Annotated in this window: 10 protein-coding genes; 7 read left to right on the forward strand and 3 right to left on the reverse strand. The window is 49.4% G+C overall.

The genetic code is table 11. From position 1 onward, the window contains the following. Positions 1-44: 44 nt before the first annotated feature. From WC959_01715 to WC959_01725, 3 genes are all read right to left on the reverse strand, one after another. Positions 45-6,182: an autotransporter-associated beta strand repeat-containing protein gene (locus WC959_01715; GenBank protein MFA5687858.1), complete on the reverse strand. Its 6,138-nt coding sequence runs from the start codon at positions 6,180-6,182 to the stop codon at positions 45-47. 141 nt (positions 6,183-6,323) lie between these two features. Beyond that, complete coding sequence (locus WC959_01720; protein ID MFA5687859.1) at positions 6,324-7,892, reverse strand: hypothetical protein; 1,569 nt, start codon at positions 7,890-7,892, stop codon at positions 6,324-6,326. Between the two features lie 15 nt (positions 7,893-7,907). Beyond that, positions 7,908-9,590, reverse strand: coding sequence for a hypothetical protein (locus WC959_01725; protein MFA5687860.1), 1,683 nt, complete (start codon positions 9,588-9,590; stop codon positions 7,908-7,910). A 363-nt stretch (positions 9,591-9,953) separates the two neighbouring features. On the opposite strand from WC959_01725, the gene WC959_01730 reads away from it, so the two are divergent. From WC959_01730 to WC959_01760, 7 genes are all read left to right on the forward strand, one after another. Then, a complete protein-coding gene (locus WC959_01730; GenBank protein MFA5687861.1) occupies positions 9,954-10,649 on the forward strand; it encodes a ComF family protein in 696 nt (231 codons plus the stop codon). Between the two features lie 17 nt (positions 10,650-10,666). Then, on the forward strand, positions 10,667-11,512 hold the full coding sequence (gene accD / locus WC959_01735; protein MFA5687862.1) for an acetyl-CoA carboxylase, carboxyltransferase subunit beta: 846 nt from the start codon (positions 10,667-10,669) through the stop codon (positions 11,510-11,512). A gap of 98 nt (positions 11,513-11,610) precedes the next feature. Further along, complete coding sequence (locus WC959_01740) at positions 11,611-11,979, forward strand: four helix bundle protein (GenBank protein MFA5687863.1); 369 nt, start codon at positions 11,611-11,613, stop codon at positions 11,977-11,979. A 17-nt stretch (positions 11,980-11,996) separates the two neighbouring features. Beyond that, the gene (locus WC959_01745) at positions 11,997-13,256 is read left to right on the forward strand and encodes a folylpolyglutamate synthase/dihydrofolate synthase family protein (GenBank protein ID MFA5687864.1); all 1,260 of its coding nucleotides are present in this window, start codon (positions 11,997-11,999) and stop codon (positions 13,254-13,256) included. Then, complete coding sequence (locus tag WC959_01750; protein ID MFA5687865.1) at positions 13,253-14,410, forward strand: UDP-N-acetylglucosamine--N-acetylmuramyl-(pentapeptide) pyrophosphoryl-undecaprenol N-acetylglucosamine transferase; 1,158 nt, start codon at positions 13,253-13,255, stop codon at positions 14,408-14,410. Before WC959_01745 ends, WC959_01750 begins: the two co-directional genes overlap by 4 nt. A gap of 20 nt (positions 14,411-14,430) precedes the next feature. Beyond that, complete coding sequence (locus WC959_01755; protein MFA5687866.1) at positions 14,431-16,974, forward strand: Mur ligase domain-containing protein; 2,544 nt, start codon at positions 14,431-14,433, stop codon at positions 16,972-16,974. Positions 16,975-16,988: 14 nt separating this feature from the next. After that, entirely contained in the window at positions 16,989-17,720 is a 732-nt protein-coding gene (locus tag WC959_01760; GenBank protein MFA5687867.1) for an endonuclease/exonuclease/phosphatase family protein, read from the forward strand. Positions 17,721-17,727: the final 7 nt, after the last annotated feature.

Below are 17,727 nucleotides of genomic sequence, written 5' to 3' on the forward strand. Positions count from 1 at the left end.
AAACCGTTTCAAAATTAAAACGGTTTTTTTGCGAGTAGAATTTTCTATTGAACAACAACTTTGTAAAAGATAACCGGCTCATCATTGTGCTGGTCATCAACAAATGATCCGGTGTTGTATACGGTCGTCAGATGAGTCCATCCGGCAGTCAGGTTGGTCGTAAACCAGATGTTATAGGTGCGCGAAAGTTCATCTGCCGGTGCCGGCCAGCTGATGGTTCTTGAGCCGTCGCTGTTAATTGATGACGTGACATTAAACAGCTGTGGCTGGACACCAGCCAGTGCACTCTGTGACGCCATCAATGCATTGTAACTTATACTTGCACTGTTGGTTGCCGTAAACTGGACATCAAGCAGGGTCTGTTGATCATGATAATTGAAGATTAACGCGGTGTTATTCGTGACCTGATAAGAACCGTTGGCCTTCAGGCTGCGAGCATCTCCATTGATTGTAATGGTCATATTACTTCCCGATGCGATATATCCGCTTCGGGGTGATGCTGTAATCACTTTTACTGCTCCGGACTTCGGGTTGAACGACACCGACTTTGAAAAAATCCGGGTGATATAACCGTCAACCCGATTTTGATAATTCGTCGTATAACGGAAGTTCGGATAGAAGCCGTTGGTTGTAATCACCTGAACCTGTGTATAATTTGTTCCGACGGTCGTCGCAAGGTTGCTGCTCAACGCAGTAGAGACGATGCCTTTATCCGTTTCAATCTGTATTGTCCCCTTATTCCAGTTGGTTCCCAGTTGCTTATAATGGAAATCAATATTTCCTGAACGGTTTAAAACGGCTCTGAAAGAGTTCGAACCGGAGGCATCCGTCCATGTAATATAAAACCGGTTTCTATCACCTAAGCCGCCATTACGTGTCCACGCCTGCACTCCCGATAAAGATGCTTTAAACGGACTTGCTGAATGACGATCTGAAAATACGACAGTTCCATCCGCCCGGACAATTAAACTCGTATACGCAGTTCCTGAGAAAGCGAACGGAAAACCGATATTTATGGGTACAATTCCAAGATCCTGCGGCGCAACAAGGGTCCCCTGAGAGGGGAGCTCCGTCCACGCAAAGTCAGTATTCATCGCTGAATATATCATGGTTCCTTCATCAATGATTGAGAAGTTCAATCCGGAATTGCCGGAATTTGTAACAACGATGTTGGTCGTTGTAATATATCCGGCCGGGCCGCTGAATATTAGGCCTGACGGTATGTCCAGCTGTACGGTTGAGTTGACCACGTTCACAGCAACCGAAAGATCCTGACTATGTTTATTATTCCAGACCACCTTTGCCGGAACAATATATATGCCTACAGGCATATTTGACGCATCAGCAGAAAAAACCACACTTTTATACTGACCGGAGGAGATACCTCCGGATTGAGGTTCGGCCCGGACCCATGTCGATGATGATGGCGTCATTACTATGCAGTCCCGTGATGAGCTCCCGGGAGAATGGGAAATGATTTGATTCCCAATGGCAATTTCGCCCCCCTCCCATGTTCCGAACTGGTAAAGATACATAATGCGTCCATCGTCAAGCAGCCATACCTGAAGTTCTTTTCCTGTCTGATATCCCCAAGAAACAACCAGTCGGTTTGCTCCATCGTACGTATCCTGTACAAAATGGATGGCATCCGTCGGCGAAAGAGATGTGCTTTTCGAATAAGGTTTTAAGCGGATGGAATGCTCACCTTCCATTAATGTGACGCTTCCGGAATCGGAAACGGAAAAGCTGGAATACAGAATGCCGAAAATCCGCATATTAAATCCGATATTTTCCGGAACACTGTGGCTTCCGTTCCATTTAAGCAATGTACTGCCGGTGGATCCGGGAAAGGAGATAAATTCTCTTCTGTCCACCGGTTTATTGGTGACCGTATAGCTGCCGGACGGCCAGTTTGCCTGAACTTCAAAGGCAATCGCGGACATTCCCGCGTTTGAAAGAATAAGAGATTCTGTGCCGGTATCTCCTTGCGGTACTGTAATTATGATACTCTCAGAACCCAGGACACCGCTGCTGCCGCCGGTTGCAGACATAATGCGGACTGTTCCGTTATTAAACAGATTAGACGTATCCAGTGTAACGAACGGCGGAAGATTAACCGGAAGTACTTGCAGCCCCTCATCACTTAAATATCCCCAGTTGCTCAAAACCGTAAAAGAGGCACCGTTAGTTGCAGATGAATTTCCTGCAAAATCCAATACCAGTGTTCCACTGGCCTTCAGAATATTGCTGCCATTTCCCTGTATTGAAGCAGTTGTTGTGTTCACAGCAAGGAGCGTTGATACCGATCCCGTTTGTATAAGATCGCCCTTGAATGTCATCCCGCCTGAAGAAAGGTCCAGCGCGGAGCCTGAATCCATGGAAGCGCTTTTAACTGAACCGGATCCGCTTAACACGGCGCCAGACCGGACGGTAAACTCAGCATCGTCAAAAGCGGCATTCACCTCCAGGGTACCCTCTTTAATCTCAAATTTACTGCTATATGCGGATGCCGCATTTAATGTCATCTTTTTCGCACCGGTTTTTTGAATTCCATGCGTACTCTTAGCTGTTCCATCGCTGAATGCACCGTTGAATTCAATATCATTATTCAGTTTAAATATGACAGGTTTGTCAGATGTTCGCTGAAGTTCAAATTTTGTGGTTACCGGATCCAGCGGTGCATTGAACTCAAACATAACCTGACCTGATAATCCTGATGCATGTCCGATTAAGATACTGTCCATACTGGCAATCGCTTTCGGATGTTCGAATCGTATGGTTCGTTCGTGAGTTACTGTCGAGGCGCGTACATTGCGAAGCCTCCCGATATAACCCGAATTATCACCCCTGAAAATAATCGTCCCGCCGGCATTTGGAAAATCGAGGAAAGAGGTTGCGTTACCGCCGGAGATTTTTCCTTCAAAAATAATGGTGGTGTTGTTAACTTGATTAAATGTTACTCCCCGGTTATTTACTGCCGCTATAGAAATATCGTTACTGACGATTCCGCCAGTGTTAAGATGCCAGCTGTTATTTCTATTGGGTGCTGCGTAAATGGTTCCTTTTCCGTTTCCAAGGGCGGACGGAGTAGCATAGAGCCAGTTCGCGGTATCAAAAACAATATCCCCTGAAAAATCGTTGTTATCCCCCGATAATGCGATTCGATATCCGGATAATGTAAGCTGATTCGTTCCGATAATTCTGCCTGAATGAACAAAGAGTCCTCCGTCAGCGGTCACAGTCAGAGTTCCAAGTGTTGCATCGCCGGACAGAATAATATCATTCACAAGTGCAAACAAAGTATTATTCCAGCTGGGATGAACACCGGCAATAGACATCAGGCTGCTGCCGTTTTCTAACACAACCGGACCTGTTCCCAGCGCTTCATGGTGACCCAGAATAATTTTTCCGGAATTTGTTGTCCCCCCGCTGTAGGCATTGGCATTCGCAAGCGTTAATTCACCGTTGCCGGTTTTCATCAAACTTCCGCTGCCGGTAACATGCCCGGCAACTGTTATCGGAGTTGCGTTCGAAAGAATCATAGCTCCTGTCAGCGTGATATCAGTATTCAGATTAGCCGCTGCAACCAGCATTGCGTTATCTGCAGTCAGCGTTCCGAATCCCAGCGCATATTCATTCGCAACCGAAAGTATTCCGTTGCTGAGAACCGTCCCGCCGGCATAGGAATTGACTCCATCCAGAGCCAGCTCGCCGTCTCCGGTTTTTATTAATGCGGCATTTGTCGTACCTGAAATGTTTCCGGATACTGTCAAAACCCGGGAGGTTGCAACAGCCCAGACCTGAGTTGTTCCAAGTATTGTTTTGGCGTCAAGGGTCAGATTTTCAGTAGCGCCGGACATATCAACCCCGCTGGAGCCGATCGTCAGCGAATAATTCGTATCACTGATTGTCCAGGGGACATTATTGCTGACTAAAGCCATTCCCTTCCAGGAAAGGTTCCCGCCGAGTTTTGTCGTGATGGGTGATGTTACAGTGCTATCCATTACAGCGGTATCTGTTGCATTCGGAACAGCGCCGCTGGTCCAGCTGCTGGCTAAATTGAGATCATCATTGTTATCATCTTTAACCCAGCGTTCGCCCGGTTTGCGGATGAAGACATCCAGTGAAATGGACTCTGTCCAGATGTTTGCTCCGGACTGATTGCTGATGGTTAATGTGTAATTCCCGGCGCCGGCAGAGGCGCTGATGACTACTGTATAATCAATCTGCGTGGATGTTCCCGGCGTCAGGGAATACGGAGCAGGGGAGGGAGAAATGGAAAATATTCCGGGGCCGGACAGCGTGCTGACAATATTCGAAACACTTTTCGATCCATTATTTGTTACCGTAACCGAAATCCGCAGTGTTTCTCCCGGCTCATTCAAATCGGCAAACAGGCCGCCGGAAATTTCTGTTATTGAGGTGGTGTCTATACCGAGGCTGGATCCCACTGCAATATCCAGCGCGGCATCCGGGCTGTTTGTTTCTGCAGAAACTGCCCGTGCCGTAAACTGATACTGTCCGTTCGCTGTGGCGATAATATCATAGGTATTTGTTACAGACTCTTTCCATCCCAGCACAACCGGAGTATTAGTGGATGTGATCACAAAACCGCCGGATGGAGAAACTGTCAGCTCGGAAATAACCGCAGATGCCTGTCCGCCGGAATTTGAGATGACAACAGAAATTTCATTTGGTTCGCCTATATCCATTGCTCCGCCTAACTCATCGCTGATTTGTACAGTCAGGTTCGGCTCCAGCGAATCATCAGCGACTTCTGCCATAATTTCAGCTAAAGACGCGGCGTGGCGGATATTATCTACGGCCGCATAATCTTCTGAGCCGGACGGGCGGAATGATCCGGTAGCATGAAAACAAAGATTCGAAATACTGGTCAAAGCAATATTGTTGGATGTAAACATGGCCGGGGTATTTGTAGTGAGGCCGCTTCCTCCCTCAAAATCATACCACACATTAAGTGTTTTTGTTTCAAGATCAACTTCGGCGATTGCAGTTAAAGTTCCTGTTGTGTCCAAATTGTTTGTGATCGCGGTTAAGGTGCGATTTGATGGTGCAGTACTTTCAAGATTGCCGTCATCATAACCAAGCACGAGACCGGCGGCTTTTGCCCCGCTGTCTCCCGTGAAATATACACCCAGCAGAGTTCCCGAACTGCGGGAAGAATTCGTGAATGAATATTCAAGATCATATCTGAGATAATGTTTACCTGCAGCCGCCGGGGGAATAGCCGCATCAGATATCAGACCATCCCATCCGTTGGTTTCTTCGCCAACGCAAATTAGTGCCCGGTTTGTCACATAGACGGATGGTGAGCCGGTTGCAAATTGCGCCAGCGGTGAACTTGTTCCTGAATTAATTGCTTCTGTAATAAAAATGCCGTCCCGATCCCGCTCAAAGGTCCACTCATTCAGATAGCTGCCTTCTCCATTTCCCGAAACAACCCGTGGCGCGGCAATAATTTCATCCCATGACTCAGCCGCGCGCAACAGTGTTACGCGTGTTTCGGATTCTGCCGGAACAAAATCCCCGGTCGCCTGGAATCGCAACTGGCTGATAGATGTTATATTAATATTGGTTGCCGTTTTGTCGGGAACACTTTCTGTTTTGGTTGTAATGTCGCCATTTATCGTATACCAGACGGACAATGTTTTCGGGCTGGATGTAATGTCTATTCTGGCAATAACGGAGACGGAGCCGGCATCGGCAAGCCCGGTTTCAAGTTCTGTAACGGCTGCCGGCGGAGTGTTGGACGCGCCGACATCATATTGAAGCGCTACACCGGCGATATTAGATCCAGAAGAGTCGGAGAAAGAAAAACCCAATACCGTTCCGGTTTCATTGGTTCCGTTGGGGTTAGAAAAATCATATGTAAAGTCATACCGTAGAAAATAAACAGAAGGAGAGGGGATTATTGCTGAATAAATGGAACCATCCCTCCACATGTCAGTGGATGCGTCATGTAACGTAGAGCGGAGGCCGCCCAGGCCATCCGTTAACATGACATCTGCATTCCCTGTATTTGTAAACGCGGCTCCACCGTATGCCTGCGGAAGAGTCAGTCCTGCCCGGTCGGAATAAAAATCAACTTCCATTGCTGCGGCTGCAGTGAAAAAGTTTATCAGCACTGCTGTTCCAAAAAGAAAGTTCAGTTTTGTTTTCATAAATATCCTCATCCGGGCAGTTAAATCTGGTCGTTTTTAAAAAAAGCGCGAAAACACAATCTATTTTAATAACATTTAAAACAATTACGGAAGGGAGGTTTAGCCCTCCCTTCCAAACAAGCCTTGCCTAATTCAGCGAACTTATTCAAAAGAGCGGGCAGTGTTAATTCGGCCGCTCGGGTTAACTTTCTTTGCAGTAACAAAAATCATCAGATTCTGTTTTACAGCACGCTGACCCTCATTGCGGAACAGGCGTCCAACTCCGGGCAGACTGCCAAGGAACGGAACTTTATCTTTATACGATTCAATTTTTTCATTAATCAATCCGCCCATGCCGATCGTGCTGCCGTCAGCAATTGTAACTTCTGTTTTTATCTCCCGTTTTTTAAATACCGGAAGTTTTGCTATAACTGCATCATGTTCGAATTCGAATCCGACACGGAACTGGTAATAGGTGTAGGCAGAGTTTGCCGGCGCAATGGTATAATTCTGCCAGCCGCGCAGTTCATTAATTTTTGGATTTAAACCGAGCGAAATCTGATCGCCGTCAATTTTCGGCGTAACTTCCAGCTCAACCCCGAGGAGTTTTTCTGCAAAATCTTCATATTTCACATGAACAATATTACCTTCATTGGCGCCTACTTCATAGATTTCCGGGAAATAATGAATTTCGCCGACACGAATTTTGGCTGTTTCGCCGCTTTTAGTAACGACTCGCGGTGCAGACAGAACATCCGTTCCGGAGCTTTGGTCCAGAGCACTGATCAGAACTTCAAGCGGATTGCTTCCATTATTTTCGAGTTTAAGAACGGCCGCTGTTTGACTAAATGTATCTTCAAGACGTGAAGACGACCAAGCCCCCGTTGCAGGGGTGTCGCCGGCGATATCTGCCGGACGGCTGAACGGGAGAGCGGAATTTACGTTTGCACCGCCACGGAGGGCATCAGCGAACAGGCCGTTCCCATCATCAAACCATATATCACTTCCCTCAATTCCCGTGCGTACGATATCTTGGAAATCCCATTGAAAACCGAGAGCTTCCAGCGTGCCTTCCATGACTTCAACGAATTTCGCTTCAATCTCTACCTGATCAACATCCGTGCTGTATTTATTGATATCCAGTGCATCCAGAATTTCTTCCAGAACTGCAAAGTTTTGCCGTGTTGCACGAACAAACAGCTTGGTTGTTTTCGGCTGATAAATTGCAGAAGCGCCTTTTGGGAAGCTGACTTCCGGAAACTTAAATGTAATGTCTGTAGCTTCTGTCACATCACCAAGTTCCATTTTTTGAACAGCATCCGATGAAATAGAGTATGAACGGAGCATCAATCCGGTTTTCCATGCATCATCCACCGCATCCATGGCGGCAATTTCCGTCTTGCGGTGATTACGCTCAAGAATCCGCCGCAGATACATGCGGGCAACAACATTTTCGGGGTCAATTTTTATAATCGCTTCAAATCCTTTTTGAGCGCGTTCAAACTCGCCGCCGACATAGAGGTCGCGGCTGTGGTCGAGCGTTGACTGTACATCAATATCCTGTTCAGCCTGTTCGGCTTCCGGCAGTACAACGGCCGGAGCTGATGAGGCGCGGTTATTATAGGTGTTCAATTCATTCAGAATCGTTTCAAGACTGCTTTCTGACTCCTGAGCCGCTACAGAGCAGGCGATCAAAACGCCCGGAATTAAAAATTTAAAAACATTTCGCATGATTTCCTCCTTAAATTATTTCGTTGCAAGATCAACTGCCCGGCGTCCGTTTACATCAACCTGAGTTGCCGTTACAAAAATCATCAGATTGCGTTTGATACTGCGTTCACCTTCGGAGCGGAAAAGCCGTCCAACCCATGGAATGCTGCCGAGCACTGGAACTTTGTCTTTGAATGTTTCCAGTTTGTCATAAATCAAACCGCCCATACCAACCGTGGAGCCATCTTCAACGGTGACCTGGGTAGACATTTCCCGGATGCGGAAGTAAGGGAGCTGACCATGAAGCGCAGGAACTTGAATCAGTTCCGAGCGGTCCCAGTTGCGCCGCTGATCCTGATAACCATATTGGGCCGATCCCGGCGGAACATTATAGTTTCCATGTGTCAGATAATCATTTACGTCGGTGTTTCTGTTGGAGTTTATCGAGTCGTTCTCCCACACATGGGACATAATACTTGTAAACAGTTCGCCCACAGAGTTCAGTTTATCCTTTGTATAGGTCACAACAGGATACCGCCCGACCATTAAACTGTTAACGAGAGGCTGTCCTTGAATTGGCCACATTGAGGCATTGTCCGGGGATACTTGATAGTTGTCGTATCCCAGTATGTCTAGAATTTTCGGTTTAAGATCAAGATCAATCAGGTTTTCAGCACGCAGCTCCGGGGTAACTTCAAGTTGAACTCCCATGAGCATGGCTTCCCAGCCAGAGTTTTCAACGTAAATGCTGGAGTTGGCAGAGTTGACGCCAAAGCGTTTCGGCAGCATTCGTTCATCACCAACCTGAATGGTTGCTGTACTTCCATCCCGGGTCACAATTTTTGGAGCGGAAAGGACGTCGGCATTGTCAGACTGCTCCAAAGCACGGATTGTACCTGACCACCACAGGGAGCCGCTGGTTTTTGCGATATCGAGAACACCGGCCGGACTTCCTCCCAATGCAGAGCTTCCAGTTCTTAAAGAATCAGACAGTATGCGCTGTCCTCCAGATAAAATTAGGTTTTCAAAAATATGGGCTCCACCTGTACCTGGAACGGGATTACCGTTTGAGTCAAATGCTGGGTTTTTTCCGCCGAAATACCAGCTAAAGCCCAGTTCGTTTAATGTACTCTGATTGATTTCGATGAATTTTGTTTCAATTTCAACCTGTTTGCCCATCAGCTCACGGGTGGCGCTGTGATGTTCCGCCAAGAAATCTTCGATGGTCAGCACATTTTCAAGTGTCTGGCGAACAAAGAGTTTTTTAAACTCCGGACGGTAATAAACCGAAGAACCTTTCGAAAAGTCCATGCCCGGGAATGAGTCGGAAACATCAATGACGTTACCGTCTTTGCCCCGGGTCAACTCATTGCCGACCGCCTCACTGATCGTGTAGGAGCGGAAAAGAATATCCCCGCAGGAGTTCCACGCATTGGCAACTTCTATCATCGCCGGTTTTTCTAGTTTTTCATTCGGCGGTGTTTTCAGTGCCGTCTCAACGGTCTTCACCGTCGCACGAAGATCATCCGTGACGAATTTAACAGCATCGCCGACGAGATTAACCGTATCTTGTGGAATGGATTTGATCTCTCTCACCGCACTTTCAAGGACTACGTCGCTTTCGACCGCATAATCCTGCGCTGTAATGATTGCTTCTGCTGATACACCTTGCAACCCTGCAAAGCACAGCGCCATTATCCCCGCTGCTACCTTTCGCATGCCTCTACTCCTTGGTTTGTGAACCCGACAACTAAAAACGATAAAAGCTGCGATTTTTTTCTCCGCTATACTTTTATTCGTTTTTATCCAACATTCCTAAAAATACGAACCGACGAACCTTATTTCGTATTTTTCCTATTCAGTCAAGTCCGGTACAAAAAGATACTGTTCGCGAAACAGAAACAACCCGTCAAAATGTGCTAACAAAATGCACACTTTATTGCTCCACTTTGCGACCACATACCCAAACATAATACCCACTTGACATGTTCTAATACTAGAAACCGCTCTGTGTTTCGTCAATTAGAGAGTTTAACTTTTTTTCTTTTGATATTAGTCATTATCCAATCCATAGTTACATTTATGTTAAACATGATTTATCCAGAAAATTGTACGGGTTGCGGTATAAATACGAGTGCGCCGTTTCGATATTTCTGTTGGGAGTGTTTAAATGAAACGCCGAAAATAGAAGCGCCGTTCTGCCGCCTTTGCGGTGATCCGGTTTTCGGCCTGGTCCAGCACGATTATGTCTGTTTCAACTGTTCCCGGGAAAAACCGTTTTTTGATGCCGCCCGATCTGCTGTCCGTTACGATGGCGTCATTGCCGGGGCGCTGCGTGATCTAAAGTATCATTCTGCTCTCTGGATGGTGAGCGATTTGGCGCTCCTTATATATATGTGTGTACAGGCGGAGTTTTTTGCACAGAAATTTGATGTCGTTACTGCAGTGCCGCTGCACGCTGCGCGTTATCGCGCGCGCGGTTTTAACCAGTCGGCAGAGCTCGGCAGGGCGCTGGCGCGCCGGATGCAGCTCCCGTTCAGAGCCGGACTGCTGCGCCGGATTCGTTCCACCGGAACTCAAACAGGTTTGACAGCGCCGCAGCGTACCGATAACGTGTGCGGCGCTTTTAAAACAGGAATTCGCGCGCGCGTGAAAGGACGGCGGATTCTGCTGGTGGACGACGTGATGACAACCGGCGCGACGGTAAACGCCTGCGCCAAAGCACTGAAAAGAAACGGCGCGGCGCTGGTCTGTGTGATTACTGTGGCACGCGGGTAAACAAACAAAGGATTTTTATGGCATTATTCGGAAAAAGGAATTACTCGACCGTTCAGATGCACAAACGTGAGGTGCCGGACGGCTTATGGGAAAAATGTCCCGGCTGCTGTGAAATTATCTATGCCAAAGAGCTTGAACAGAGTTTGCAGGTCTGTCCGCGATGCGGATACCATTTCCCGCTCAGCCGGCAGAAGCGTATCGACATGTTTGCAGATGAAGGAACATTTGTTGAATGGGACGCCGCAATGGAATCGGTCGATATACTCGGCTTCACCGGTAAAGATTCATACGTGTCCAAGCTCGAAAAAAACCGGCAGCAAACCGGCAGTAACGATGCTGTAACCTGCGGCGCCGCCAGGTTAAACAACCGCGACATCGGGCTCGGCGTCATGGACTTTACATTTCTCGGGGCGAGTATGGGCAGCGTTGTCGGCGAAAAAATCACGCGGCTCATTGAGCGGTGCACCGATGAGAAACTGCCGTGCATCATCGTTTGCGCTTCCGGCGGGGCACGAATGTACGAGGGACTTTTCAGTCTGATGCAAATGGCCAAAACCAGCGGCGCGCTCGCGCGGCACGCCGCTGCACGCCTGCCGTACATTCCGGTGCTCACGAATCCGACCATGGCCGGCGTGATGGCCAGTTTTGCAACGCTGGGCGATGTGATCATTGCTGAACCCGGTGCACTTATAGGTTTTGCCGGTCCGCGCGTCATTAAAGAAACTACACAGCAGGACCTGCCCGAAGGGTTCCAGCGCTCTGAGTTTCTGCAAAAGCACGGACTTATCGATATAGTCGTTCCGCGCCAGCAGCTCAAAGAACGTATCGCTCAACTGCTTGACTATATGGGTAATGTTCAGTGAGCAACTAACAATACGCAATTTTCAATGCTCAACTCTCAATGCGCGATGTTCAATTTTTAATATTCAATTTTCAATGGTCAGTGGCCAACGTTTAATCAATGGGCAAGGAAGCAAAATTTGATTTAGAAGATCGTCTGGTTGATTTTGCTGCGATGATTCTTACCATTGCTGAACAACTTCCAAGAACTCTTGCCGGTAGTCATATTGCCGGACAAATTGTCCGGTCGGGGACTTCGCCGGCGGCGAATTACGGCGAAGTTCAGGGCGCAGAATCACGGAAAGACTTCATTCATAAATTCGGCATCGTTCTGAAAGAGTTGAAAGAAACACGAATCTGGCTTCGGATCATTTGTAAGAAAAAATATTTAGATGTCGCAGATGTTGACTCTGTGTTTATTGAATGTTGTGAATTGATTCAGATCAGTGGGAAAAGCATTTCCACCGCCAGAAAAAATAATGAACGCTGAATATTGAGAATTGAGAATTGAACATTGAACATTTATTCGCTCGAACGGCGCACGGAATCAAACCGGGGCTTGATGTAATTTCCGAATTACTCCGGCAACTTGGTAATCCGCACGAAAACCTGAAGATCATTCACGTTGCCGGAACCAACGGCAAAGGGTCGGTGTGCGCAATGATTGAATCCGTATTGCGCGCGTCGGGTTTTAAAACCGGACTTTATACATCGCCGCATCTCTTCCGTTTTAATGAACGGTTCCGTATCGCCGGCAAGGAGATTTCCGACGTCGAACTCGAAAACTTGATCGTCCGGGTTGAAGCCGCCGCCGGGCATATCACAACCCGTCCGCCGACATTTTTTGAAATCTCCACTGCGATGGCATTCGAATATTTCCGGCGGCAGAACGTCGATTACGCCGTCATCGAGGTCGGCATGGGCGGACGGTGGGATGCGACGAATGTTGTGCAGCCGCTTATTTCAATCATTACGCGCATTGACCTGGATCATGCCGAATATCTCGGCAGCGATATTCAGAATGTTGCGCGGGAAAAAGCCGGTATTATCAAAACCGGTGCACCGGTGATCTGCGGCCCGATGCCGGTCGAAGCGGAGTCCATCATCTATCAGGAAGCCGCTGAAAAAAACGTTCCGATTCTGGGCAGTGAAGCAGCCGCGTTCATTCATGTGCTCGAAACGCGCCGCACCGATCAGCTGATCGATATCGAAGCCAGCGGCAGTGAATACAACGGAATCCGGCTGCCGCTTGCCGGCACATTTCAAATTGAAAACTGCGGCATCGCCGTTGCGGCGCTCGAAGATATCGCTGACCTCGCCGGCATCCGCCTCGAAATGAAAAAAGGACTCGAAGCAGTAAAGTGGCCGGGGCGGTTTCAACTGCTGCAAATGAAACCGCCGGTCATTTACGACGGCGCACATAATCCCGCCGGCGCGCGCGCGCTGAAAAAATCCATCGAACAGATTTATCCAAAATTTGAAAATGGATTTGTGTTCAGTTTCATGCGTGACAAAGACGTTACCGGAATTCTGGAAACGGTTGCATCGCTTGCCGGAAAAGCATGGGCATACACATTGCCGGGCGATCGCGCGATGAGTGCCGGTGAAATAATCGCCGCCGGAAAAACTGCCGGAATGCAAATCGAATTGATTGAACATCTGAATGAAGCCCTCGACTGGGCGAACGCCGGGAAAAAACGGCTCGTCTGTTTCACCGGCTCGCTCTATCTTCCTGAACAACTGCGCACCGCCGGAATCATGGAATGAAAACAAACGAAGAATTCTCAATGCTCAATGTGCAATGTCCGGGCAGCTCTTTTCAATCATCAATCGACAATCGACAATCGTCTATTCTTAACATTGCCGTCGCCTGCGGCGGAACCGGCGGACACATTTTCCCGGGGCTTGCCACTGCGAAAGCGCTGACGGCACGTGGACATAATGTATCGCTCTGGCTCGCCGGAAAAGAGGTTGAAAACGCCGCTGTGAAAGGCTGGCAGGGCGATATCGTTACCGTGATGTCCGAAGGATTTCAATACGGTGTGCTCCGTTCATTCTTAACGGTGTTCCGGATTTTAAAAGCTATTATAACATGCTGGCGGAGTATGCGCCGGCAGCCGCCGGACGTTGTGCTGGCGATGGGCAGTTATGCATCTATCGGACCGTGTTTTGCGGCGCGGTTATGCGGTATCCCGTATGTTCTGCATGAAGCGAATGCGGTTCCCGGCAAAGCGGTGCGACTGCTCGCCGGCAGAGCGGCAGCGGTTGGAATTTGTTTCGATGCGGTGCGCTATCATCTGAAAGGAATCAGTCTCACTACCACAGGCATGCCGCTTCGTCCGGAAATGCAACAAGGCAAACGCGGCACCCCCGTTCCATCCGATACGTTTTCGTTATTCATCATGGGCGGTTCCGGCGGCGCACACGACATCAACGAAATTGTTTCGCAGGCCGTTTGCGAGCTTTCCGGAGAAAAAATCTGTATTACGCATTTAACCGGTGCGGCGGACAAAAAAACCGTTTCAGACCGCTACAAAGCTGCCGGAATCAATGCCGCCGTTTTCGTATTCACGCACGATATGGCAACGCTCTATCAAAAAGCATCACTCGCCATCTGCCGTTCCGGCGCATCAACCTGTTTTGAGCTCGGCGTATTTGGAATTCCGGCGCTGCTCATTCCCTATCCCCACGCTGCCGGCGACCATCAAACCGCCAACGCGCGCGCGCTGGAAAAAACCGGCGCCGCCGATGTTATCGACCAGTCCGATTTAACGGTGGAGTGGTGCAAAGACTATCTCGCTGCACAAATGGAAAGTCCGGCGCGGCTTGAACAGATGCGCGCGTGCGCGGCGGCACATCCGGCGCCGGTCGATGCCGCTGAACAACTCGCAGACCTGGTTGAGCAATGTGCGCGGAAATAAAAAATATAACGCAGACACTCTTGCCTGTCCCGCAGGTGGAGCAGGCATTCCTGCCTGCTCAATCCGATTCTACGGGAGGGCAGACTGGAAAGTCTGCCGCACAAGTGGAGGAGGCATTCCTGCCTGTGCATTCAGATTCCGCAGGAGGGCAGACTGGAAAGTCTGCCGCACAGGTGGAGCAGGCATTCCTGCCTGTTCATTCAGATTCTGCGGGAGGGCAGACTGGAAAGTCTGCCCCACAGGTGGCGCAGACATTCCTGCCTGTTCATTCAGATTCTGCGGGAGGGCAGACTGGAAAGTCTGCCCCACAGGTGAAGGAAGCATTCCTGCCTGTTCATGCAGATTCCGCAGGAGGGCAGACTGGAAAGTCTGCCGCGCAGGTGGAGCAGGCATTCCTGCCTGTTCATTCAGATTCTGCAGGGGGACAGACTGGAAAGTCTGCCCCACAGGTGAAGGAAGCATTCCTGCCTGCTCAATCCGATTCTGCGGGAGGGCAGACTGGAAAGTCCGCCCCACAGGTGGCGCAGACATTCCTGTCTGTGCAGGAGCAGGCTGAAAAGCCTGCTCCACAGGATTCTGAAATATTTTTATCCACTCATCCATTCCGCCTGGTTGATCCGGACTCGGCGCATATTTTCCGGCGCCGTCTTCCACATTGGGAGCAAAAAAACCGGATTTATTTTGTTACATTCCGGCTCGCCGATTCTATTGCGCAAAAAAAACTGGCCGAATGGAAGGATGAAATAGAAAAACGACATTTTGGAAAAAATGAAACAGAGCGGCGGCGTTTATATTTCCAATATCGGGAAAACTGGCTGGATCAAGGATATGGTGCCTGCATTTTAAAAAATCCGGCGATTTCTGAAATTGTGGAAAACAGTCTGCGCTATTTTGATGGAGAAAAATATTTATTAGGTGATTATGTGATTATGCCGAATCACGTTCATTTATTAGTCATGCCGCTTGCCGGCGAATCAATTTCTTCAGTTATAAAGTCGTGGCAAGGTTATTCCGCACGAAAAATTAACCGGTTTCTTCAGCGGTCCGGTGCTGTTTGGCGCGATGAATCATTCGATCATATTGTGCGCAGTTCACAAAAATTTATAAAATTCCGGCAGTACATCATCGAAAATCCTCAAAAAGGACATGTGCCCGGAAAATCATTTCGTCTCGGGTACGGGCAGCTATCCACTGTGGAGCAGGCATTCCTGCTTGTTCATGCAGATTCCGCAGGAGGGCAGACTGGAAAGTCTGCCCCACAGGTGGCGCAGACATTCCTGTCTGTGCAGGAGCAGGCTGAAAAGCCTGTCCCGGGATCAATTCAAAACCTGCTTGCTCAACCGCGCCGGATTCACATGATCGGCATCGGCGGCATCGGTATGGCAGGGCTGGCGTTTCTGCTGAAACAGCGCGGGCATGATGTGCGCGGTTCAGATGATCAGGAAAACCGGCAGACGGCGTGGTTGCATGAAAATGGTATTCCCGTTTTCATTGGACGCAGCGCCGGATATGCTGCCGGTGCGGAGTGGATTATCCGTTCCACTGCCGTGCCGGATTCCCATCCCGAATTGATCGCCGGCATTCCGGCGCACCGGCGCGGTGAAGTGCTGCCGGAAATCTTGCGCGACCGCTTTACAGTTGCCGTCAGCGGCACGCACGGCAAAACAACGACGGCGGCCATGATCGCGCAGGTGCTGGATTGCGGATTTTGTATCGGCGGCGAAATTCCGGCGTTTAACGGTGTCGCGCGTGACGGTGAGATTATGGTGGTTGAAGCGGATGAAAGCGACGGCACCGTGGCGCTGTATCATCCCGATATCGCCGTGATTACCAATATCGAATACGATCACATGGAACACCATGATAGTGTTGAAGCGTTTGAAGCGTGCTTTAAAAAATTTATTGCGAACACCAAAGAGAGCGTCGTTTATTGCGCCGAAGATCCGGCGGCAGTTCGACTGTGCGCCGGAATGCCGCATGCGGTTCCGTATTTCTATGCGGCCACGCCGGTGTCGCTGGCCGGAAAACATAATCAGCTGAATGCCGGTGCGGCGGCGGCTGTTGCACGGCGGTGGAAAACGGATGCGGAAATTGCGGCGGCGCTGCAAAACATTCAACCGGTGCGCCGGCGGTTTGAAAAAATTATCTCCGGAAAATACACTGTAATTTCTGACTACGCGCACCATCCCACCGAAATCCGTGCGCTGATTCAAACCGCACTCGCCGCCGAAAAACCGGCGCGGCTGCTGGCGGTGTTTCAACCGCACCGCTACACGCGCACCCGCGCACTGCGCGCCGATTTTCCGCCGGCGTTTTCCGGCGTTGATAAACTGTGGCTCGTGCCGGTGTATGCTGCATCGGAAGAACCGCTGGCCGGGGGAACAACACCGGCGTTAATGCAGGAATTTCCGGCGGAATGGCAGAACCGGTTAGTGTATGCTGAAACACTTGACGGTGCGCAGTGCGCCATCCAAAATGAATTGCGCGCCGGTGATCTGCTGCTGATTATCGGCGCCGGCGATGTGGAAAAAATCGGCGAACAGTTTTTGCAGCGTGCACTCTAAAAACAAAAAATTTTATGAGATTTTTATTATATAATATCCGTTACGGCACCGGCGGCGGAAAGATGATTTCACCGCTGAACGGTTATCTGCGCCGCACCGGTGAAAACCTGGAGCGCATCGCGCGCTTTCTGAATGACACGAATCCCGACATTGCCGGATTGCTGGAAGTGGATGCCGGGTCATACCGTTCCGGCAGAATTAATCAGGCGGAAACGATTGCAAAAAAACTCGGACAGCATCATGTGTACCGCTCCAAGTACGGTGAAAATTCAATGACGCGTCGCGTGCCGCTGTTCAGTCAGCAGGGGAATGCCTTCATCGTGCGCGGCAACGGACACTCTGGGAAATTTCATTATTTCGATCACGGCATGAAACGGCTTGTCATCGAACTGGAAACGGAGCATGTGACGTTTTTTCTGATTCATCTGGCGCTCGGCTCACGGTTACGGCACCGGCAGCTCGGCGATCTCTACGACATGCTCAAAGAAGTGAACCGGCCGTACATTGTCGCCGGAGATTTTAACGTGCTTTGGGGCGAACAGGAAATTCGACTGTTTCTCGCCGCCACCGGATTAAAAAATGCACATACGCCCGGCGCACCGACTTTCCCGAGCTGGAATCCCAAACGCCACCTCGACTTCGTTTTGCACAGCCCTGAAATCAGCGTCGAGCGCTGCTGGGTTCCGCAGGTTGACTATTCCGATCACCTTCCGATCATCTGTGATTTTTCTGTGTCCGGCCGGTGAACAGCAA

Source organism: Kiritimatiellales bacterium, from assembly GCA_041656295.1.
In the GTDB taxonomy this organism is placed as follows: domain Bacteria; phylum Verrucomicrobiota; class Kiritimatiellia; order Kiritimatiellales; family Tichowtungiaceae; genus Tichowtungia.